General features: G+C 52.7%; 21 protein-coding genes, 1 tRNA gene and 1 pseudogene. 13 read left to right on the top strand and 10 right to left on the bottom strand.

Annotated elements, in window-relative coordinates:
- On the bottom strand, positions 1-561 hold the full coding sequence (locus tag F8N96_RS12110) for a glycine cleavage system protein R (protein WP_019692529.1): 561 nt from the start codon (positions 559-561) through the stop codon (positions 1-3).
- Positions 562-889: 328 nt separating this feature from the next.
- Between F8N96_RS12110 and dapA the strand changes: the two genes are divergently transcribed.
- The 6 genes from dapA (at position 890) to F8N96_RS12075 (ending at position 5225) form a co-directional block, all read left to right on the top strand.
- A complete protein-coding gene (gene dapA, locus F8N96_RS12100) occupies positions 890-1768 on the top strand; it encodes a 4-hydroxy-tetrahydrodipicolinate synthase (protein WP_150766692.1) in 879 nt (292 codons plus the stop codon).
- A gap of 17 nt (positions 1769-1785) precedes the next feature.
- Positions 1786-2904 carry an outer membrane protein assembly factor BamC gene (gene bamC / locus F8N96_RS12095; protein ID WP_150798008.1) on the top strand — a complete coding sequence of 373 codons (1119 nt, stop codon included), beginning with the start codon at positions 1786-1788 and terminating at the stop codon, positions 2902-2904.
- Between the two features lie 4 nt (positions 2905-2908).
- On the top strand, positions 2909-3667 hold the full coding sequence (locus F8N96_RS12090; protein WP_064679248.1) for an MBL fold metallo-hydrolase: 759 nt from the start codon (positions 2909-2911) through the stop codon (positions 3665-3667).
- A gap of 28 nt (positions 3668-3695) precedes the next feature.
- On the top strand, positions 3696-4409 hold the full coding sequence (purC, locus tag F8N96_RS12085) for a phosphoribosylaminoimidazolesuccinocarboxamide synthase (RefSeq protein ID WP_007898671.1): 714 nt from the start codon (positions 3696-3698) through the stop codon (positions 4407-4409).
- A gap of 83 nt (positions 4410-4492) precedes the next feature.
- A tRNA-Ser gene (locus F8N96_RS12080) sits at positions 4493-4582 on the top strand.
- A gap of 325 nt (positions 4583-4907) precedes the next feature.
- Positions 4908-5225, top strand: coding sequence for a hypothetical protein (locus F8N96_RS12075; protein WP_150798007.1), 318 nt, complete (start codon positions 4908-4910; stop codon positions 5223-5225).
- A gap of 22 nt (positions 5226-5247) precedes the next feature.
- On the opposite strand, the gene F8N96_RS12070 is transcribed toward F8N96_RS12075, so the two are convergent.
- Positions 5248-6198 carry a hypothetical protein gene (locus F8N96_RS12070; RefSeq protein ID WP_150798006.1) on the bottom strand — a complete coding sequence of 317 codons (951 nt, stop codon included), beginning with the start codon at positions 6196-6198 and terminating at the stop codon, positions 5248-5250.
- A gap of 346 nt (positions 6199-6544) precedes the next feature.
- Here F8N96_RS12070 and F8N96_RS12065 point away from each other — a divergent pair, with 346 nt between their 5' ends.
- A complete protein-coding gene (locus F8N96_RS12065; protein WP_150798005.1) occupies positions 6545-7186 on the top strand; it encodes a replication/maintenance protein RepL in 642 nt (213 codons plus the stop codon).
- Positions 7187-7834: 648 nt separating this feature from the next.
- Here F8N96_RS12065 and F8N96_RS35040 read toward each other — a convergent pair.
- Positions 7835-7978, bottom strand: coding sequence for a hypothetical protein (locus tag F8N96_RS35040; RefSeq protein ID WP_191635345.1), 144 nt, complete (start codon positions 7976-7978; stop codon positions 7835-7837).
- Positions 7979-8881: 903 nt separating this feature from the next.
- Here F8N96_RS35040 and F8N96_RS12055 point away from each other — a divergent pair.
- Positions 8882-9451, top strand: coding sequence for a recombinase family protein (locus tag F8N96_RS12055; RefSeq protein ID WP_150798004.1), 570 nt, complete (start codon positions 8882-8884; stop codon positions 9449-9451).
- 199 nt (positions 9452-9650) lie between these two features.
- Here the strand turns inward: F8N96_RS12055 and F8N96_RS12050 are convergent, their stop codons facing one another.
- From F8N96_RS12050 to kwaA, 3 genes are all read right to left on the bottom strand, one after another.
- Positions 9651-11075 carry a hypothetical protein gene (locus F8N96_RS12050; RefSeq protein ID WP_150798003.1) on the bottom strand — a complete coding sequence of 475 codons (1425 nt, stop codon included), beginning with the start codon at positions 11073-11075 and terminating at the stop codon, positions 9651-9653.
- A 70-nt stretch (positions 11076-11145) separates the two neighbouring features.
- The gene (kwaB, locus tag F8N96_RS12045; RefSeq protein ID WP_150798002.1) at positions 11146-12129 is read right to left on the bottom strand and encodes an anti-phage protein KwaB; all 984 of its coding nucleotides are present in this window, start codon (positions 12127-12129) and stop codon (positions 11146-11148) included.
- Positions 12126-12713 (bottom strand): anti-phage protein KwaA, encoded by a 588-nt coding sequence (gene kwaA, locus F8N96_RS12040; protein ID WP_150798001.1) that lies wholly within the window; start codon positions 12711-12713, stop codon positions 12126-12128. The genes kwaB and kwaA overlap by 4 nt, the downstream gene beginning before the upstream one ends.
- Positions 12714-12979: 266 nt before the next feature.
- On the opposite strand from kwaA, the gene tnpA reads away from it, so the two are divergent.
- The 3 genes and pseudogenes from tnpA to tnpC form a co-directional block, all read left to right on the top strand.
- Complete coding sequence (gene tnpA, locus F8N96_RS12035; protein WP_150798000.1) at positions 12980-13312, top strand: IS66-like element accessory protein TnpA; 333 nt, start codon at positions 12980-12982, stop codon at positions 13310-13312.
- Entirely contained in the window at positions 13309-13644 is a 336-nt protein-coding gene (tnpB, locus tag F8N96_RS12030) for an IS66 family insertion sequence element accessory protein TnpB (RefSeq protein WP_150797999.1), read from the top strand. Before tnpA ends, tnpB begins: the two co-directional genes overlap by 4 nt.
- Positions 13645-13692: 48 nt before the next feature.
- Positions 13693-14787, top strand: a pseudogene (gene tnpC, locus F8N96_RS12025) (IS66 family transposase); the annotation flags it as partial.
- 118 nt (positions 14788-14905) lie between these two features.
- Here tnpC and F8N96_RS12020 read toward each other — a convergent pair.
- Complete coding sequence (locus F8N96_RS12020; RefSeq protein WP_150797998.1) at positions 14906-15418, bottom strand: GNAT family N-acetyltransferase; 513 nt, start codon at positions 15416-15418, stop codon at positions 14906-14908.
- A gap of 9 nt (positions 15419-15427) precedes the next feature.
- Complete coding sequence (locus F8N96_RS12015; protein ID WP_150797997.1) at positions 15428-15844, bottom strand: hypothetical protein; 417 nt, start codon at positions 15842-15844, stop codon at positions 15428-15430.
- Positions 15845-16132: 288 nt separating this feature from the next.
- On the opposite strand from F8N96_RS12015, the gene F8N96_RS12010 reads away from it, so the two are divergent.
- Together F8N96_RS12010 and F8N96_RS12005 are read left to right on the top strand one after the other, a co-directional pair.
- Positions 16133-16348, top strand: a complete 216-nt coding sequence (locus tag F8N96_RS12010) for a hypothetical protein (RefSeq protein ID WP_150797996.1) — start codon at positions 16133-16135, stop codon at positions 16346-16348.
- Positions 16349-16416: 68 nt separating this feature from the next.
- The gene (locus F8N96_RS12005; RefSeq protein ID WP_128872000.1) at positions 16417-16749 is read left to right on the top strand and encodes a type II toxin-antitoxin system HicB family antitoxin; all 333 of its coding nucleotides are present in this window, start codon (positions 16417-16419) and stop codon (positions 16747-16749) included.
- A gap of 221 nt (positions 16750-16970) precedes the next feature.
- On the opposite strand, the gene F8N96_RS12000 is transcribed toward F8N96_RS12005, so the two are convergent.
- Positions 16971-18239, bottom strand: a complete 1269-nt coding sequence (locus F8N96_RS12000; protein ID WP_150797995.1) for an OmpP1/FadL family transporter — start codon at positions 18237-18239, stop codon at positions 16971-16973.
- Positions 18240-18370: 131 nt separating this feature from the next.
- Positions 18371-20029, bottom strand: coding sequence for an arylsulfatase (locus F8N96_RS11995; protein ID WP_150797994.1), 1659 nt, complete (start codon positions 20027-20029; stop codon positions 18371-18373).
- Positions 20030-20367: the final 338 nt, after the last annotated feature.

Below are 20367 nucleotides of genomic sequence, written 5' to 3'. Positions count from 1 at the left end.
TTACATTGGGTTTTGTGGACGCCACGGTTCGATCAGGGCGTCCAGGTTCAGCGCGTCGGCGAAATCCAGGAACTGATCGCGCAGCCAGCTGATCTGCACGCCGGCGGGCAAGGTCACGGTGAACGTGGCATTGAGCATGGTGCCGCCGGTCTGGGGCGCCTGATAGGTGTCGCAGGTCAGGTTTTCCAGCTCGACGTTGTGGTCCATGAAGAACTGGCACAGCTCGTTGATGATGTCCGAGCGGTAGGCCGAGCTGACATAAGCGACGTACGGCAGAGCCTGGGGGCGATTCTCCAGCGCCGCACTGCGCACCACATTGACGGTGAAGGCGTGCTTCTTGGCCAGGCTCGACAGGCTGCCTTCGAGGCGCGCAAGGGCGTCCCAGCTGCCGGAGATCTCGAGGACCAACGCACTGCACTCGCCATGACGGGTCAGGCGAGACGTAACCACGGCGCAGCGGTTTTCATGGCTGGCGCGGCACAGGACGTTAGTCAGCTCCATGGGGTTGGCGCCGAGGGCACTGATGACAAGGAATTGTTCGCGAACTGTGGGGGTGGACATGCAGCATTCCTAAAGCGATGAGCGGTCGATACTTTTATCGGCTTTTTTTGCCGGGGCGAGCCTGCGGATGCGAATTCAGAAAACCCGAACCGGGAGGGTGCAACCTGCTCCAGAGTGGCAAGAGCGAAGGGTGGCAACGCTGGATCGGGGCTTGTGATGCCGAAAATGGAGGCTGGAACCCGGCTTGCGAGCTTATCAGTACCGATCAAAGTCTGAAGGGTAGCGAAAAGCAGCGCCAAGGGGAATGGCAGTAGCGCAGTACTTCGCTTGTACAAGCATCTTGGCGCCAGTACCATTACCGCTCTCTTTTTCCGGCAGGAGCGGTTGCATGATTGCGGGCAGTATGGTGGCACTGGTCACACCCATGGATGCACAAGGTCGTCTCGACTGGGACAGCCTGAGCAAACTGGTGGACTTTCACCTGCAAAACGGCACCCACGCCATCGTGGCGGTCGGCACTACAGGTGAATCGGCCACCCTTGACGTGAACGAGCACATCGAAGTGATTCGTTACGTGGTCAAGCAGGTTGCAGGGCGCATTCCGGTGATCGCCGGGACGGGCGCCAACTCGACTCGCGAAGCGATCGAGCTGACCACCAATGCGAAGATCGCCGGCGCCGACGCCTGCCTGCTGGTGACGCCGTATTACAACAAGCCGACCCAGGAAGGCTTGTACCAGCACTTCAAGGCCATCGCCGAAGCCGTCGACATCCCGCAGATCCTGTATAACGTGCCTGGCCGCACCGCGTGCGACATGCTGGCCGACACCGTTATCCGCCTGTCGACCGTGAAGAACATCATCGGCATCAAGGAAGCCACCGGCGACCTGTCCCGTGCCAAAGCCATCATCGACGGCGTCAGCAAGGACTTCCTCGTGGTGTCCGGCGACGACGCCACCGCCGTCGAGCTGATGCTGCTGGGCGGCAAAGGCAACATCTCGGTGACCGCCAACGTAGCGCCGCGCGACATGGCCGATATGTGCAATGCCGCCCTGAAGGGCGATGCCGTCACCGCCCGCGCGATCCACGAAAAGCTGATGCCGCTCAATAAAACCCTGTTTATCGAATCCAACCCTATTCCCGTGAAATGGGCGCTGCATGAAATGGGCCTGATGCCGGACGGTATCCGTCTGCCGCTCACCTGGCTCAGCGCTGCCTGTCACGAACCGCTGCGGCAGGCCATGCGCCAGTCCGGCGTCCTGGTTTAATTGAGGAAGCACTACGCATGAAGCGAATGGCCGGACTTTCCGCACTTGCCTTGATTATCTCCAGCACCAGTGGCTGTGGATGGGTCTGGGGCCCGGAAGGTTATTTCCGTGACCGTGGCAGCGATTACCTGGAAGCGCAACAGACTGCACCGATGCAATTGCCGCCGGATGTCAACACCGCCAAACGTCTGGATCCACTTCTACCGATCCCGCGCAACGTGGCCGATGACACCGCCAAGGGCGAATACGTCGTGCCGCGGCCACAGCCGCTGACCGCCGGCGCCGACGCGGCTGGTGCCTACTCGTTGCAGAAAACCGGTGACACACGCTGGATCGTGGCCCAGAGCCCGCCGGCCGAAGTCTGGCCAGTGGCCGTGCAATTCTTCCAGGACAATGGTTTTCGCCTGGACGAACAGCGCCCGCAAACCGGTGAATTCACCACCACCTGGCAACATTCCGACGAACTGTCGGCCGCGATGGCCAAGCGCCTGAGCGCCGCCGGCGTCGGCACGGACGGCGAAACCCGCGTGCGGGTCCGCATCGAGCCAGGCGTGCAGCGCAACACCAGTGAAGTCTATGTGGTCAGCGCCCAACGTCCTGCCGGCAGCACCGCCGACGTGGCCTTCACCAACCGTTCGGTCAACACTGGCCTGGACGCGGCACTGGTCGACGACATGCTTGCGAGCATGAGCCGTACGTCGGAGAAGGGCGGTTCGGTCTCCATGCTGGCTTCCCGTGATTTCGATACGCCAAGTCGCGTCAGCCTGAGCGAAGACGGCAGCGGCAACCCTGTGCTGAACGTCGGTACGGACCTGGACCGTGCCTGGTCGAGCGTCGGTCGTGCGCTGGAGCAGGGCGAATGGCGGGTTGAAGACATCAACCGCAGCCTGGGCCTGTACTACATCAACCTGGCGGAAAAAGCCGAGAAGCCAGACGACAAGCCTGGTTTCTTCAGCAGCCTGTTCGGCAGCGCGTCGGACAAGGAAGCCGTCGAAGCCCGTGCCGAGCGTTATCAGGTTCGCCTGAGCAAGGTGGGCGAAAACGTCCAGGTCACCGTCGAGAAAAACATCAACACCGTGGCGCCGGCTGACGTGGCGCGCAAAGTGTTGAGCGTGATTCAGGACAACCTGGGCTGATCTCATGCGTTTTGCCGTTCTCGGCAGCGGTAGCCAAGGGAACGGCACGCTGATAGCCAGCGCTGACACGTACGTGTTGGTGGATTGTGGTTTCTCCCTGCGGGAAACCGAAAAACGCCTGCTGCGCCTGGGTGTCAACCCGGCGCAACTGAGCGCGATACTCGTGACCCACGAACATGCCGACCACGTGCATGGCGTGGGTTTACTGTCTCGGCGTTACAATCTACCGGTCTACCTCAGTCGCGGCACACTGCGCGGGATGCGCAAACCAATTGAACCGGCCGGCCTCCTGGCAGGCGGCGAGCAACTGCAGATCGGCAACCTGAACATCGGTGTCATTGCCGTGGCCCACGATGCACAGGAGCCGACGCAATACGTCTTCAGTGACGGTGAACGGCGCTTCGGCCTGTTGACCGACCTGGGTTCATATTGCAACAAGGTGCTGGACGGCTATCGGGACCTCGATGCATTGATGATCGAGTCCAACCATTGCCGTGACATGCTGGCTCGCGGTCACTACCCCTACTTTCTCAAGCAGCGGGTGGGCGGTGAACTGGGACATTTGAACAACCACCAGGCGGCATTCCTGGTGTCCGAGTTGGGCTGGCAAGGCCTGCAACACCTGGTCCTGGCCCATCTGAGCAGCAAGAACAACCTGCCGCAGCTGGCCCGGCAATGTTTTGTCGACACCCTCGGGTGCGACCCGGACTGGCTGCAACTGGCCGATCAAGATTCAGGGCTCGACTGGCGACACATCGCCTAGCCCACCTACTTAGCAAGCGGAGCCCATCATGGAAAAACGTGAAGAACTCTACCGCGGCAAAGCCAAATCGGTTTACAAGACCGACGACGCCGACCGCTTGATCCTGCTGTTTCGCAACGACACTTCGGCGTTCGACGGCAAGCGCATCGAACAGCTCGACCGCAAGGGCATGGTGAACAACAAGTTCAACGCCTTCATCATGCAGAAACTCGAAGCCGCCGGCGTGCCGACCCAATTCGACAAACTGCTGGGCGACAACGAGTGCCTGGTGAAAAAACTCGACATGATCCCGGTCGAATGCGTCGTGCGTAACTACGCCGCCGGCAGCCTGGTCAAGCGCCTGGGCGTCGAAGAGGGCATGAAGCTCAACCCTTACACCTTCGAACTGTTCCTGAAGGACGACGCCAAGGGCGACCCGTTCATCAACGAATCCCACGTCGTGGCCTTCGGTTGGGGCACCGCCGAGCAACTGGTTCGCATGAAAGAACTGTCGCTCAAGGTCAACGAAGTCCTGAGCAAACTGTTCGACGACGCCGGCCTGCTGCTGGTCGACTTCAAACTCGAATTCGGCGTGTTCTCCGACGGCTCCATCGTCCTGGGCGACGAATTCAGCCCGGACGGCTGCCGCCTGTGGGACAAGGCCACCGGCAAGAAAATGGACAAGGACCGCTTCCGCCAGGGCCTCGGTGACGTCATCGAAGCCTACGAAGAAGTCGCCAATCGTCTGGGCGTACCGCTTTAATCGACGCAAGCATCTGATAGCACAGAAATATTTCGCTTAGGGGGTTCGCTTCCGGCGAAAGTGTTGTTATGATGCGCGCCGTTGGAGAGATGCCAGAGTGGCCGAATGGGACGGATTCGAAATCCGTTGTACCTTCACCGGTACCTAGGGTTCGAATCCCTATCTCTCCGCCATTATTTGAAGAGCCCCGTAGATCAAGGTCTGCGGGGCTTTTTCGTTTCTGCATTCTACGTAACGATTCTACGTAAAACACTTCCCTCGCTTTGTCTCCTATGGCCCCCAGCGGCCCGTTTTGATGTTCGCAGACCCCGAGTCAGTCTAGTCGCCCATTCGCCTCATACGGGCCTACAGGGCGTCCACGCTCCGATCCTACCGACCTCATCGACATCCTTTGAAGTAGCGTCAACACTTTATGTTGATCAGTCCCCTTGTCGCTGCCCCTGTCGTTCTGTGATGATGCTGGCCATGTGACGCTACTTCTCAAGAAAGGACCTCTGTATGAAGCTATCTTTATCGTTGTTGTGCTTGTTCCCTCTGCTGGCCTCTTCCGTGTTTGCTAGCGATTTTCCTCAGAAGACGCTGAAACCCAATTCGGTAATCTGCTTTGACTTCAGTGATTGGAAAGAAATGCTCGCCGCTTATGCTGATGAAGACGAAGCGGCTGCTGATAGATTGGTTTCGTCAGGTGCGTGTCGGGTTGTAACGAAGGCTACGAGAGTCAGCTATTTAGATCCTGCTGCGGGCGGAACCGGTGCGCTTATTCAATTGCCAAGTGGGAAGGGTGCATATACTGCTGACGGGTTCCTGAAAAACTAAAGTCGGAGATCTGTTCGGTTTTCTAGTGTGTTCTCTCTGGGAAAGGGTCGCTGTATGCGATATCAATCATGTCTAGATTATCGACCAAGAAGTTTACGTATTTTTTTTCTGGAGCTATTTCTTTAATGATAGGGCTTCCATAGAACGCTACAAAGGCGACTGGATGTTCATTTTTAGTAATCTTTTCGAGTCGTGTGATTACAAGTTTTTTTATTTTGTAGGCTGCTATCAGCGAGTCACTAATTAGTATCGTTGGTTTGATTTTTTCACCGTTGACAATAAACGGTTTTTTAAATTTAATCTGATAGGCTTCGAGCTTTGGTAGTCGATTGATATAGGCCCATCCACAGAAGACTATCGGGTGTTCGGGCAAAGTATTAATATCTAGATCCCAAATATGTTTGAAGATAGAGCGGTATAAAATATCTTTGCCATTTATATTGATGCGCATGTGCGACAGCGAGTTATTGCTCCTGTAGCGTATGTAGCGTCCCACTAGTGTCCGTACGGAATAAACTGTTCCAATTGATCCTGACTCTTTAAAGGTTATAGCTAATCGCTTTTTTATTTGCTGAATCTTGGTTCGTTTAATGGAGTTTTGGTCGTCAATTGGGCTGGCATCTTGATAATAAGATGCCGGTCTCTTCATCTCAAAAATATCTACAATCGATTTTTCAATTGCTTGCTTTTCTTCTGCTTTGTCTTCTACTTGATCTAGTATCAGGTTGAGAGGGATATGATTGTAAATCTCACAGGCAGTGTCATGTTTTCCGTATATTTTGAAATGCGGTACTACCTTCATGTCGCCAAGGTCTTTGTCGATATTTGCACATGTGACTTGTGCGAAGCAGTTGCTGCCTGGGCATACGAACCCTCTTTTGTTTTTTATAATATCGGCCCAGAACAGGTCGTATGCACGGTCAGGGTCGATGAAGTCGGATGTTTCAGTGCAGAAAGCTATGTCCAGTGCCAAGATATATCCTTCCTCTAAATCTCTATCGCCGTCACAGTTCGCTTTAATATTAAATAATCGGAAATCAATGTGTCAGCATATACAAGGTTGACGTTTTTTGCTACCGAGAAGAAATTTTGGCTTGTGTGTGAGCCGGATTACATCAACAGGCTGCTCGAATTTTAATGTTGACATCTCCATCGTCTTACTTTAAGGTACGCATCTCATCGCAACACACCAGACCGCATCCGCCACCTACCAAGGTGATCTCGGAGTGTGGTATTTGTGCGTCCGCGATTTGATAAGCCAACCCGGCACTAGCCGAGAGGAACTGCCTATTGAACAGAACTAACCAAGGAGAAAAACTATGAATGACGTACACCTGCCGATTACCACTACCACTCTCATCAGCGTCGATGGATTGATAATCGACAAACACACTGGTGAAATACATGGCCATGACGGCAAGTCATCTCCGTGGAGTGGGCACTACGATTATAAGCATGAACTCGGTAAGTGCCGAAGCGTCGATGATTTCCAAGATCACCTGGACTTCGTGGATCGACGCAAGCTACCAGTTTACGAGCTGCATTCGTTGCGTGATGAAGTCGACCATGCTCTTGGAGAGTGGCGTCGTACTGGTTTTGACTGTCGTATCACATTGCCCCAGCAACGCTTACTTGAGAAGCTTCATAGGCTTGTTCTCTACCGTAATGTTATTATTATGACTCACGCGGACCTGGCAAAGTCACTGGGCACTGTTGAATCGAATCTGATGAAAAAGTTGAGGGTGCTGATGGATGCCAATATGCTCAGAGTCAGCACCTCACGGGATGGCAATATTCGTACGGGGGAGATCAAGTTGGTCGTCAATCCCCGCATGGTCTTCAGAGGTGATGACTACCGCCGCAGAAAATACATTGAAGAGTGGTATCGCCCGGTTGGCTGCCTGCACACTGGGGTATTTCACCCAGGCAGTGTGGACGAGTGTCTCGCCATGGTCGCGTAGTTCTTTCGTAGGTATTTTAAAAAGTTACGCAAGAATTCGTCTGCAGGCCCCGAAGTACAAGGGGGTCGAGAAAGTCCTATTATTAGAAGGAGTTACTTTGACGACCTTCGTAGAAGGAATTGCACGGTAAGCGGAGTCTTACAGTGGTATTCCAGTGAAGGACGCTTCACGACTGTTTGCCTTGTGAAGAGGCGATAGCTTGAAGTAATACCTGGGGAAATCGATATTCATATCATCCCAGCATTCGAATCTAGGCTTTCGCTTGCGGTGTACATCGTCAGCTTCGCTGAAGGGTTGCTACATGATGCTGCGCATTCTTCTTGCACTCCAAACAAGATCAACAGCGAAGCTGGATTGTATTTCTGTATTAATGGTTATGTGCAAGACCGGAAGGTCTATAGTGTCCTGCAATGAACGGTAGTTCAAAGGCGTAGGCGGATTGATCCAAATCAATTCATCCGCCATCATTCAAATGGAGTACGCTGAGGCTATCGCCTATTGCGGGGTGACACTTGTAGCAGGTGTACAGTTCTGTGCAATCTTTGTTGGGCTGGTGCAAGTATGGACAGTACAAGGGCGAGAGAACGGGAGTTCTCAACAGTAATCAGGCGAAGGAGGATACCCTAGCAACACCTTGGAATTATTCATTCACTCCCTATGCTTGAACACTTCACGTTCGCTGGTAGGCGGTGTCTCTTCATTCGGCTCATACCACTGGGTAACACCATACACCAACAGTAGCCAAACGATGGCAATCATGCTCAGCAGCATGATGAACTTCGGGAGGTTCATGGAGCATGTTCCCGGTGGTAGTCATGGCTGCTCGACTCTTCACTAACAGCGGGCATTAGAGGCAGACGTGATGGTCTTGATGTGGATATCACCATAACCCCCATTACTAACGCAAACCACGCTACACAGACAACTAATAAGAAGAGGACGAACTGATATAGTCTCATCAGAGATTCCAGCTCCCTAGGGTTGTGCGGAGGGCGTCGCTTGAGCCTAGTTTATTGTGTGGCTTGTGCAGGTGCAGTTCGTCGAATAACAAACACTATCAATAACATCGAACAACTATCGCAAAACGTCCGGTTTTGTTACAGGTGTCTCATTCACGTAACTTGTTAGTGGCCCTGGGGGCCGCATTCCATATAGGCCCTGGTAGATAATTGCGAAGCAAGGTGCGTTAGTAGCGCTGAAGTTTAGTATTTTGCACGGGAATGGAATATTTCGTCGGTAATCGTCGAATTGCTGCAAGGAATGACCTGTTCATGACCCTCGAACAGTGTCAACTACTGGATGTCGGCGTTTGCCCAGGAATGGGCTAGGATGGCCGTTCCCACTATCAAGGACGACTGACATGACCACCCGAGATGAAACTATTGCCGATGCATTGGAACTGATCCAGCTCAACCAAATCGCGATAGCTGCTGGCCCTGAGGAAGTGGCGTTGGATTAAAGCCAGGGGCAGTTTGAATGTGCACGACAACATCACCACAGCCCTGGAAGCCTTAGACAAGAACGCAGGTGGCATCACCAGTGCTATTCGACTGTTGCGTCAGGGATCATCAAACCACCGATTTACGAGCCCCTGAAAGCGCCGGTGATTTCAGCACAACAAATTAGCCCTTGACGGTTTTTGATACCTTGGTAGAGTGATACCATCTTTTATGATCCTCTGCTAAGGATGATTTCATGGCGCGAACATTTCTTTACTGCCGAGTGAGCACCGGGAACCAGTTCACCGAAAACCAAGTGCAAGAAGTGAAATCTGCGGGTTTTGAAATCCAACCAAACCGGGTGGTCGAAGAAACCATTTCGGGAAGCATTGCTGCGTCAGAACGTCCGGGGTTTCAAAAGCTGCTGGATCGAATGGAATCGGGTGACGTTTTGATCGTTACCAAACTTGACCGCTTAGGCCGAAATGCAATGGATGTACGCCAGACGGTTGAGAAGTTGGCCAGCAATGGAATTCGCGTCCATTGCCTAGCTTTGGGCGGCGTTGACCTAACCTCTGCGGCAGGGAAGATGACAATGCAAGTCCTTGGAGCGGTCGCGGAATTTGAACGTGATCTACTGATCGAGCGCACACAGCAAGGTTTGAAACGTGCGAAAGCTGAAGGAAAGAAATTGGGTCGGCCTGTCGCAGCGAAAACCACTGTAAGCGTCCAAAAGTTGAAAGAGCAAGGATATATACAGACCCAAGTTGCAACGGAATTAGGGATAGGTATTGCAACCGTGAAACGCCACTGGAACGCCATCTAGGTAGGGTGCCCCTGCCGGGGGTGTAAGTTTAGTACCACCCTATTTTCGGACTGAACGCCATTCTGGGTCCTATGGCTGAGGTTAGATGTTCGACGCAATTTGTCCTTCGAAAAGAATAAAGGAGCATGCTCGATTGAATATATTTTTGTAACCGTCGAGTGAGCCTTTCATAGTGTGGGTCTATCCCATAATAGCTTGTTTACGATGCTGGTTCACTCAACAAACGTTTTGGAAAGCCCAGAGTGAAGTAATCAAAATAATAATCCGTTGAGTTTGTTATTTTTAATAGCATTCTGTGAAAAACTGCCATCAACAATTTAGTTTCACGAATGGTCTGAGTATAGCCGTCGCCAACAATTTCATTCCCATGTGCCGCATGGTTGCGCTGCTGCCAAGCTCGAAGTTCATGTTCACCCAAAGCTATGCCGACCTTAGCCAAGAAGCGTTGCATGAAAATCTTTTGTGGTACGCGATTAAGATTGTGGATGTGTTCGAGGAATATTTGGTGCGTCATGCCTTGAATGCCAGATTCCTTTAAGGCTGCAACCAATCCGCTCTTGAGCAAAGCCCACTCTTCCTTTTCGACTATTTTGGAGATGGATTTGTCGTCAGCGTGTTCGGTAAACCGTTTTTGCAGGGCTTCAATCAATGCTCCGTAATGTACGGCGGCTATGTGTACCGGAGCTGTTCGTGCATGCCAGTACCCCCAGAATAATGACTTCAGGTTTAAAGTTTCGTAATTTTTATATAGGCCTGCAACCATTCTGTGAATGACGGCTGGATCAACCTCATGTATGTATTGAAAACCCAAGGGTGCAGGGGGCAGCGTATTCATACTGAATACTTGCCCTTTTTGGGTATACCCTGCGATTGCCTTAAAGGCGTTGGGTCTACCATCCCGGTTGAACGTTGCATATCCGATTGGAATCAAGCAGACGCCTAACGCAAAGCTGACGCAATCCATTATTTTAGAACGTTGGGACTGCGGGACCTCGCCCTTATAAAGAATGTATCCCGCTTTAAGTTTAGGCTCTGCGGCTGTTTTGCATGTGCCAACGGCAAATTCAATACCATCAATTGTCAAGTGCAAGCAAGAATGCCCGATTGAATGGTGTTTTACTTCGCTGGACAGATTGAACTCTTCACCCCATTCGCGATGATGTAAAATCTCAATTTCAGTTGTTTTTGTTGATTTCGAGTGAGGCCAATGTAGCAGGCTGTCATCCAGGTTTATCACCCAGTCTATTGTCATTTCAGCGGGAGTTATTTGAGAATTTCGTTCAAGGCTGTGGATTATAGACCGTTCTTCGGTGGAGCTCGTTCCTGTTTTATGGTTTCGGTGGACAGTGTGATTCAATGAAGTCACACCGACGCCGAGCACTATACTTCCAAACAGACTTTCAAATTTAATGCTGTCTGTATTGATGCGTAGTTGCCCCTCGACGATATTGTTGGGCGGTGCGGTGGCATCTCCGTCTGAAAATGTCGTCAATACGATACGTAACTGTTCATCGCGACCAATATGAAAACTATTAATTGGACCATGCAATGGGCCAGTATCAACAATTCTGTAGTTCCCAGAGGTTAGCACTTCCTGAAAGTTTTCCCAGTCCCAGATAGGCATAGTCGGTAGCTCCATTATATGGTGTGCGTGACTTATCTAATGGTTGGCGGTGGACACCATTAGAAATGGTTTATATCACCTCAATACCAACTCCTTCTACGGCTGCTTCTATTGCGTCTTTTGCCAAGCTATCATAGTAGCGCTTAGTAAGTTCAGATTGAAGAAAGTCGTCATTCAATAACTTCAGAAACAGCCCCTGAGACTTTTTCGTAGCCAAACTAAATCTCTCACCATCCGCCGTAAACTTGAATTGACCACGTAATGCCGGATGCGTACTTGCAAAACTAACAACTTCCGCATTTGGTATCAAATTTAGAACCGGAGAAGAACTTGCCGCCTTAACCAACTTCCTTGAAAACGAAATGTCATCCAATCTATCAGAAAACACTTGCACATCTTCTACTAAGTCGGCCTGTCTAATATTATCAATGCCTTGGGTTGCTATGTTTTTTATGGCATCATGAAACCCAAAAAATCGTTCCAGCGCTTTCAGGTCGAATATATAATACTGACCACCTATTTTAAAGAATTCAAACTTCGCATTAATTTTCAACACGTCTTCATCGAGTTTCTTAAACCTGTTGCTACCGCGAGAACGCATCAAATTGAAGCCTGTATCTTTTCGCAATAAAGAAATTGGGTATTGATACTTATACAGCGCCATCTGATGTTCCGCATTGCCCAGCAGAATCAATATTCCTTCAAGGTTATTCAACCTGTCGTCAGCAAAAGAAAACTCGTCAAATTCATCAGCGGCAATGATGCTTCGTAGGTGCTGTAACTCATGAGGAACATCAGGCAAATCATAATGATAAATAGTTTCCCTGCGGTCATCGGCACTTGAAAGTTCGATAAGGGAAAGGTCATCATTAAGAAGTATTTTGTTCGTTATTGACTCGACGAACATGCTGGTCAATTCAGCCTGAGGCACCTCATCGATGTCAGCCTTCTTTATCTGCATCCCGTTATCGGAATCTAAAAGAAAAAAGATTTCAGCCATGCAGCCATCAGCAATAGCGGCAGATATTTGCACCTTTAACTCATCTATTGTCACGACGCTTTCCTTACGAAGTACACCTTATCATCTAGGCCTAAGCGATTTATTTGGTCGCCTTCAGCCAATCGTTCTTTCGATATAACCACCACGCCTTCCTTCAACCCCACGCGCGTTTGCAAGTTTACCTTGTACACCCTAAAACCAAGCACCGCCAAGGTTGGGTTGGCGTAAAACTTATCTGTTTTTATGTATATAATGCCAATGATAAATAACAACATCGCCAGTGCAAATAAGTACCTAACACTTGTTAAGTTAAAACAAATCAAAGGAATAATGTAGGTTGTGAGAAACGTCAGATGCTCATAATTCACATCTTCAATCTTTACTATTTTCGCAGCAATACTTTTATTTCCCGCGATGCGATAATCAAAACGAAAGTAAAACGCTGTACCAAAAAGCAAAAAAAGAAAAGCAATAAGAGGAACGATATTTCCCTGAAGCAACGTTAGAAACCCGATAAACTTACAATTGCTGCCATAACAGAACGGCACGTCAATGGTAACGACAATAATAAGCAAGAAAAGAAACCATAGTGAGAGTATGTATAATTCAAATTTCTCACTACTTTCATTTATTCGCATTGAGTCACGATTCCTTCGTTTACCCTTAGCTATTTTAGCCGTCTAGCTTACCGTATTCCATTACTCGATAGATGTCTATAGGCCACTACTGCAGCTAGTCATGAATCATGATGGATTCCGTTTAGTTTTAAATAAATTGGCTTGGAGAATGCGTGCTTCCATCGTAACCGTGCGGCCAACACACCTTACTGACCCCGTCGCTTGAGGCGATGGTGTCCACCTAAATTCAAGTGGACACCTTTTTTAGCCTTTTTAAGCGGACGCCCATGCCACAAGAACGCCGTTCCTATTCCAAATCCTTCAAGGCTCAGATCATTGGCGAGTGTGCCCAGCCTGGCACTTCAATTGCCAATGTCGCGCTGACCCACAACCTCAATGCCAATCTCGTTCATAAATGGATTCGGGTGAATTCGCAGAAAACTCTGGCGCTGCAAACTGCTTTTATTCCGGTCAAGGCCGCGCCTTCGATAGCGACGCATCAAGCTCTTCCCGCTACGATCCGAATCGAAGTCCCTCATTCAAAAGGTGTAGTCGTGGTGAGCTGGCCGGCAGAAAATCCAGCGGCGTGTTCTGCTTTCCTCCGCGACCTGCTGCGATGATCCGCATCGACTCCATCTGGCTCGCCACCGAGCCCATGGACATGCGCGCCGGCACTGAAACCGCACTGGCCAGAGTGGTGGCGGTGTTCGGTGCGGCGCAGCCGCACTGCGCTTATCTTTTCGCCAATCGCCGCGGCAACCGCATGAAAGTACTGGTGCACGACGGTCTGGGTATCTGGCTGGCCGCACGCCGCCTGCACCAAGGCCGATTTGTCTGGCCAGATACTCGGCACGGTTCGCAGCTGGAACTCAATGCCGAACAGCTTCAGGCGCTGGTGATCGGTTTGCCTTGGCAACGACTTGGGTCTGACAGAGCAATCCGTCTGCTTTAAAGGACGCGTCTGACATACACCGATCAGCATTTTGGCCAGAATCAGCGAATGATTTCTGCCTCTTCTCTCGCTCAACTCAACCCCGAACAACTGCGCAGCCTGGCTGCGCAGTTGTTCCAGCGCGTCGAGCATTTGGATAAGCAGGTTGAAACACTCGATAAAGCACTGCTGCACCACAAAACCCGCAACCAGCAACTTACCCACGAGATTGCCCTGCTCAAACGCCACCGGTTCGCCAAGCGCGCCGAGTCGTTCTGCCCGGGGCAGGCCAGTTTGCTGGATGATTTGCTGGAGACAGATCTGGCCGCCATCGAGGCCGAGCTTGAAACGCTGACACCCGAAGTCGAGCCCGCGTCAAAGCGTCAGCCACCCAAGCGCGCCGCATTGCCCGCCGAATTTCCGCGCACGCTGATCCATCACGAACCTGAACACACCCTGTGGCCGTGCGGCTGTGCCCTCAAGCGCATCGGCGAAGATGTCAGCGAAAAGCTCGACTACACGCCCGGCGTGTTCACCGTTGAGCGCCACATCCGTGGCAAATGGGTCTGCAATCAGTGCGAAACCTTGATCCAGGCACCGGTTCCGGCTCACGTCATCGACAAGGGCATTCCCACTGCCGGGTTGCTGGCCCAGGTGATGATCGCCAAGTACGCCGATCATTTGCCGCTGTATCGCCAGGAAAAAATCTTCGCCCGTGCCGGGCTCGCCATCCCGCGCTCAACCCTGGCGAGCTGGGTAGGTGCTTGCGGCGTGCAGCTGCAGCCGTTGGTCGATGCCTTGCGCGAAGTGGTGCTTGAGCACAACGTGGTGCACGCCGACGAAACACCGGTACAGATGCTCGCGCCAGGCTCGAAGAAAACTCACCGCGCTTACGTCTGGGCCTACGCGACCACCTCGTTCGCCGACATCAGCGCCGTAGTGTACGACTTCAGCCCCAGCCGAGCTGGCGAGCATGCTCGAGCCTTCTTGCAGGACTGGAAAGGCAAGTTGGTTTGCGATGACTTCGGCGGGTACAAAGCCAGTTTTGAAGGCGGCGTGACCGAACTGGGTTGCATGGCCCATGCGCGCCGCAAATTCTACGACTTGCACGCGACTCACAAAAGTCAGATCGAAAGCCGCATGGCGAAGGCTGCGCAAGGGATTGGTAGGGAGGGGGTTTCCGGGAATGATGTAGGACTTTGCTACGTTGGTTTACGGATGTTTGCGGTCGACAAAATTACCGTATACGAATCAAATCGGCTGTTTTGAAAATCAATCAGATCTACTTGGCTTCCTGCTCGCGCATCCCTTGGATGATCGTAGACGCGGACAAAACAAGGCGAAGCGGATTATCCTTCGAGGGCACGAACTGCAGGCCCTGGTAGTAAGCTGCAGCAGCCTCATCTTTCGCATCAACAACGATGAAAGCTACGCCAGAGTGCTTCGATACCGCGTACACGCGGCGAAAGAAATCAGCCATCAACCGCTGACCAAGCCCCTTCTTCTGCATGCGCTTGTCGACGGCCAGTCGGCTCAACAGCACTGCCGGCATCGGGTACCGAGGCATCTTCTTTTTCATCTCATCACTGAGCTGATCGAGCGCTACAGCGGCGTTGGCCAGCGTGTAGTAGCCCAACAATACTCCGTCCTGCAGATACATGAATGTTCTGGAGACGTTACGCTTTTCGTCCTGGCCAGCCTGCTGGGCAATATATGCATTGAGGGCCGGATGCACTTCGCAATCGAACGCAGCGCGATCAATCGACTTATCGAAGTCGACAGTGATGAAATCCATCGAAAGCCCTTAGCGCAAGGCAAGCAGGTTGCGGAGCGCCTTGTTGGGCTCAGGGGGATTGTCGAGCATCTGGTATGCAGTATCAGCATCGAGCACCGTCATACCCTCGAAATCAACAGAGTCAGAAAGCTGAGCCGACTGATCGTGCACAACGGAGCGGACGGCGAGTGCATCGACGACTTTTTTCAGGTCGCGAAGCTCCCGTTCCAGATTCTGAAGATGCGGGACTCGTGGAGCGCGAGGGGCTTTGTGTACGCCCGTTTGGCTCAGAGCACTGCCGGCAAAAGCCTTTGCGGCTTGTCGCTCAACCACTTCGTTTGCGAGTGCAGACACAGCCACATAGCGACCGTCATCGTGCCGGGCGATGGCAGGCGACTTCTTGGTTGCCGTCGGCTGCAGTAGTTTGTTCTGTGCTTGCTTGGTCACGGTGCTGCTCCTGTTGAATAACAAGAATATCACAAACTGCTTGACACCCCAGGTTTTCGAATTAACCGACCCGAAAAGCCCCGGGTCTGCATCCTTGCCTTGGCGATCGGTGCGGACCCGCATGCCGGATGGTGTGGCAGGGGAGCGGCCTAGGAAGGCCGTCCCCTATACCGATTCTGGTGGTTTTGTTTGGGGCATTTTTAGGGCAAGAGTTTGTAACGGATTATTGGTGTACCAACCGAATCCTTGTGTGTTCCGATTAACATCCTCAGCGGCCCGGGTATGGGTATGTCAGAAGTAGACGAAATGCTCAAATCCTCAAATGATACTTGCCTTCAGCTTAGAGCGTTGGAGGGCGTACCGGAACAACATCGGCGTATCGTTGTGTCGGAACAAAGCTATGTCCGGGCGTTGGAAATCCTTGATAGAGATACCACCCCGGCGCTCGGCCTGGTGCAGCTGATGAGAGGGAAACATGAGGATGAAGGTGATGCTGGTCTATGAACATGAAGAGGATCTCCTGCGGCTGTTTACCCCCTGTTCGGCATCATGATTCAAGCAGGAGTCACCCCATGAACGTAATGAACTATCAAGGCTATGCCGCCCGAATTGAATACAGCGACGAAGACGGTCTATTTGTCGGCCACATCGCGGGTATCAAGGATATCGTTGGCTTTCATGGCGAGTCGGTACGGGAGCTTCGAGCGGCCTTTGAAGAGGCTGTCACTGATTATCTGGATACGTGTGCCAAGCTTGGCCGCACGCCGCAGAAACCTTATTCGGGCAATCTCAGTCTGCGTTTGGCACCAGCGCTCCACGCAACCGTTGCCGTAAAAGCTCAGCTGGCTCGCAAAAGTATCAATCAGTGGGTGGCTGATGTGCTTGATCGTGAGGCGCATGCCTGACGAAATGGCATGGGGGGGGCGCACCCGAAAAATAGGGACGACTCGGAATGCCCAATCATTGATCTGACTCATCACTGAGCTGATCGAGTGCTACAGCGGCGTTGGCCAGCGTGTGTAGCCCAGCAAAACTCCGTCCTGCAGATACATGAAATAACGCTGCATCACGCGGTTGATGCGAACGATGTCGACAGCGATCCACTTCATTCAAGCCGTCGCGGGTTTCAGAAACGCCAGGTCATGTTTCCGGTCACGGTTTGTATCCAGGCGTTGTCGAACTGGCCCGAAGTGCGGTTGCCCGACAGCGATTTGGTCTGATCCACCGGCATATCGCCGAGCCAGATCAAGGCCCAACTGACGTTGACGTCCGTGTCCTCGTTCAGCGCATAGGTGGCGCCCGTCCCCAGGCGCCAGGATTCGGCCATGGGCACGGTAAAGGTGCGATTGCCGTCGGACACCGCACTGCTGTCGTACGCCACACCGAAATTCCACAGCAACTGCGGGGTGGCCTGGAATTGCCCGCCAAGCGACACGTGCCAGGTGTCTTTGTAGTGGGCATCGATCGTGGTAGATACAGCATCGATCGCCGTGGTGTCGACCTGGGCGGCGATCTCGCCGAATTCCGACCAATCCTGCCAGTTGACCGAGGCGAGCAGGGCCCAGCGTGGGTCGAGTTGCTGGAACAGGCTCAATGTGACGGTTTGTGGCACCGTCATGTCGAGTTCGGTGTTGGTGCCGTCCAGGCGCTGCAGGAGCGGGCCGTTACCCTTTACGTCCAGGCCGTCTTCGAACTCCAGGTCGACCTTGCTGGTATAGGTCAGGCCGATGCGCGTGCCGGGTTGCGGGGCATAGATGACTCCCACGTTCGCGCCAAAGCCCCAATCGTTGTCCTTGTACTTGTACTGTCCATCGCCGCGGTCGGTAAGGGCGAAGGGTGAGCGGTCGATGGCCGTCTGGGCTTGCAGCATGCCGTACATGGCTTTCACGCCTACGCCCACCGACCATTGGTCATTGAAGCGGTAGGCCAGGCTCGGCACAAAAGACAAGCCGAGGAGGCTGGAATTCTGCGCGAAGTAGCGCCCGGACCAGTCGTTGTCGTAATTGACGGCAAGACCGAAGTCACCGTAGTTACCGAAGCCCACGCTCCAATGATCATCAAGTTGATGGCTAATGAAAAAACTGGCACCCGGCATCGGGTCAAGGGCAGCGCCACTGCCACTGCCCACGACATTGGTGTGGTCGTCGCGATTGAATTTGAGGTTGCCGTAGAGCACCTGCAAGCCACCTGTGATTTGCGTGCCCGGCAGGTAGCTCATGCCTGCCGGATTGCTGGCAATCGTCGAAGGGCCTTGAGCCCTGGCGGCGGCACCGGCGTTGGCGAGGCCGACGTTATCGGTGCCGATTTCGTAAAGCATGATCCCGCCAGCCCATGCTTGCTGAGAACACAGGACAAGTAGCGTACAAGCGGGCAAGGTAGTTATTTTTGTCGGCATACATTCACCTTACCAACTGTTTTCATTGTGATGCTCCCGGCAGTGAGTTATTGACGCGTTACCGGATACTCAAAAACCTCAGGTCAAAAGTGACGGCGTGTGAACAGCCCGCCACTTTTTTACCAGGTTGACTAGTTGCCGGCTGGCATCGGCAGGTGAATGCCTTCCTTCTGCAATTCTTCTCGAATCGACTGGAATTTCTGGTATTTGGACAACTCGATCGGCCCGTCATAGGTCATGCTTTGCATCTTGCGTGGCGGGTACTGAACGTAGGTTTTCATCAGATTGTTGATCGCCACGCTGATGGGAACCATCGACCAGGTACGCTCGGTGAAGTTGTTCATGAAAATGTCGTAGCGTTCCTGGTGATCCTGCAACAAGTCGAAGACCTGCGCCACGGTCGCCACATACTTGCTCGCGCCTTTCCAGCCTTGGTTGGTATCGACAGCCAGGCCACCGGTGGGGGCGCCGTCATCGCCCCGCAGGTTGAATACGGCCTTGAAGTTACCGACGCGGGCAGCACCGGGCGACAGTTCGTTCTCGGTGAAGTAGAACCACTCTTTGCGAGGGGAAGGGCCGGTGCCGAGCAGTACCGGGGTCATGTCATAGCTGTCAAACATGATGGGCTGGCCTTCGCGATCTTTCTCCGGCAGTTTGATGCCGGCGACCGCGGCAAAGGTCGCCATCAGATCAAGCCCACCGATAATGTCGTGGTTTTTCATACTGGGTTTGATTTTTTCCGGCCAGACCATTATCGCAGGCACCCGGTTGCCACCTTCACGCACCGTGCCCTTGGTACCCCGGAAGGGTGTGTAGCCGGCGTCGGGGTATACGTCCTGCCAGGCACCATTGTCGGTGGTGTAAACCACCAAGGTATTTTTATCCATGCCCAGTGCCTTGAGCTTGGCCATGATGCGGCCAATACGGGTGTCGAGTTCCACCACCGAGTCGGCATACTTGGATTTGGAGATCGATTTATGGACGAACTCTGGTGCCGGCATGTTCGGTTGATGCACTTTCATGAAGTTGATGTTGATAAAAAACGGCTTGTCCGATTTGGCCGCGGTGTCGAGGAACTCCATCGCGGCTTTCTCGACATACCCGTCAAAGAACGGAATTCCGACCACACCGGGCTTTCCATCCACTACAGGTGTATCAACGTACTGGCCATTGATCTTGAACTCTTCGACCGGCTTTTCGCCGGCCTTGGCCGATAGCGCACCCTTGGTCACTTGGGTGAACATCGCCCGGGTTTCAGGATCCATGTCGGGGAACCATTCCGGGTCAGCGTAGGTGTAGGCATTGAGATGATACAGGCCGACGTATTTCATCACGTCATAGCCCTGGGCGTTGGGCATCGCATAGTCGGCTTCGCCCAAATGCCATTTACCGGTGAAGTACGTGTCGTAGCCGCCGGTCTTGAGGACCGAAGCCAGCGTCCACTCGGCCGCAGGCAAACCGCCGCCCTGGCCCTGGAACGCTACCGTGGTCATGCCACTGCGGTTCGGAATGCGCCCGGTTTGCATGGCTGCCCGACCGGGTGTGCAACTGGGTTGGGCGTAAAAGGAATAAAAGGTCGTACCTTGTGCGGCCAGTTCATCAATGCTGGGTGTTGGCATGCCTCGACCGACACCGCCACCGTAAGGTCCCAAGTCACCATAGCCAGTGTCGTCGGAGACGATAAACAGAATGTTGGGTTTTGCCGTTTGCGCAGCCTGGACAAGACCGTTGAGCGCTATCAGCAATGAACAGGCAAGGTAAAACCTGGCGCGATGCGGGGGTTGTTTCATGACTGGATTCCTCTGCCAAGCATTGATCCTGTTGCTGCCACTCAAACATCAAGTGCGCAACAACCAGAATCCTGGTGAGTGATCCCCCAAATCTTGTTCCTGAGCAGTTCAATAAGGTCAACCAGTAATAGAACTCCCGTTCACTACTCAAGGTGCCCGTAATAGCGTAGTTCGGTTGTTTTCATTCGCGCGTGTTACGGACTACAAATTCAGTTTTTTGTAGAATATTTCGCTCTATAGGGTTTGGTGTTTTAAAAATTGTGGGTCTGAAGCAACTAATAGAAAATTAAAGCAGTGTCTCGCCCTGAATAAGGCTGCTGGATTCTTATCAGGAAAGT

Origin of the sequence: Pseudomonas fluorescens (assembly GCF_902497855.1) — a bacterium.
Lineage (GTDB): Bacteria > Pseudomonadota > Gammaproteobacteria > Pseudomonadales > Pseudomonadaceae > Aquipseudomonas > Aquipseudomonas fluorescens_BI.
Note: the sequence above shows the minus strand (reverse complement) of the source record. Positions and strands in the feature narration are given on the sequence as shown.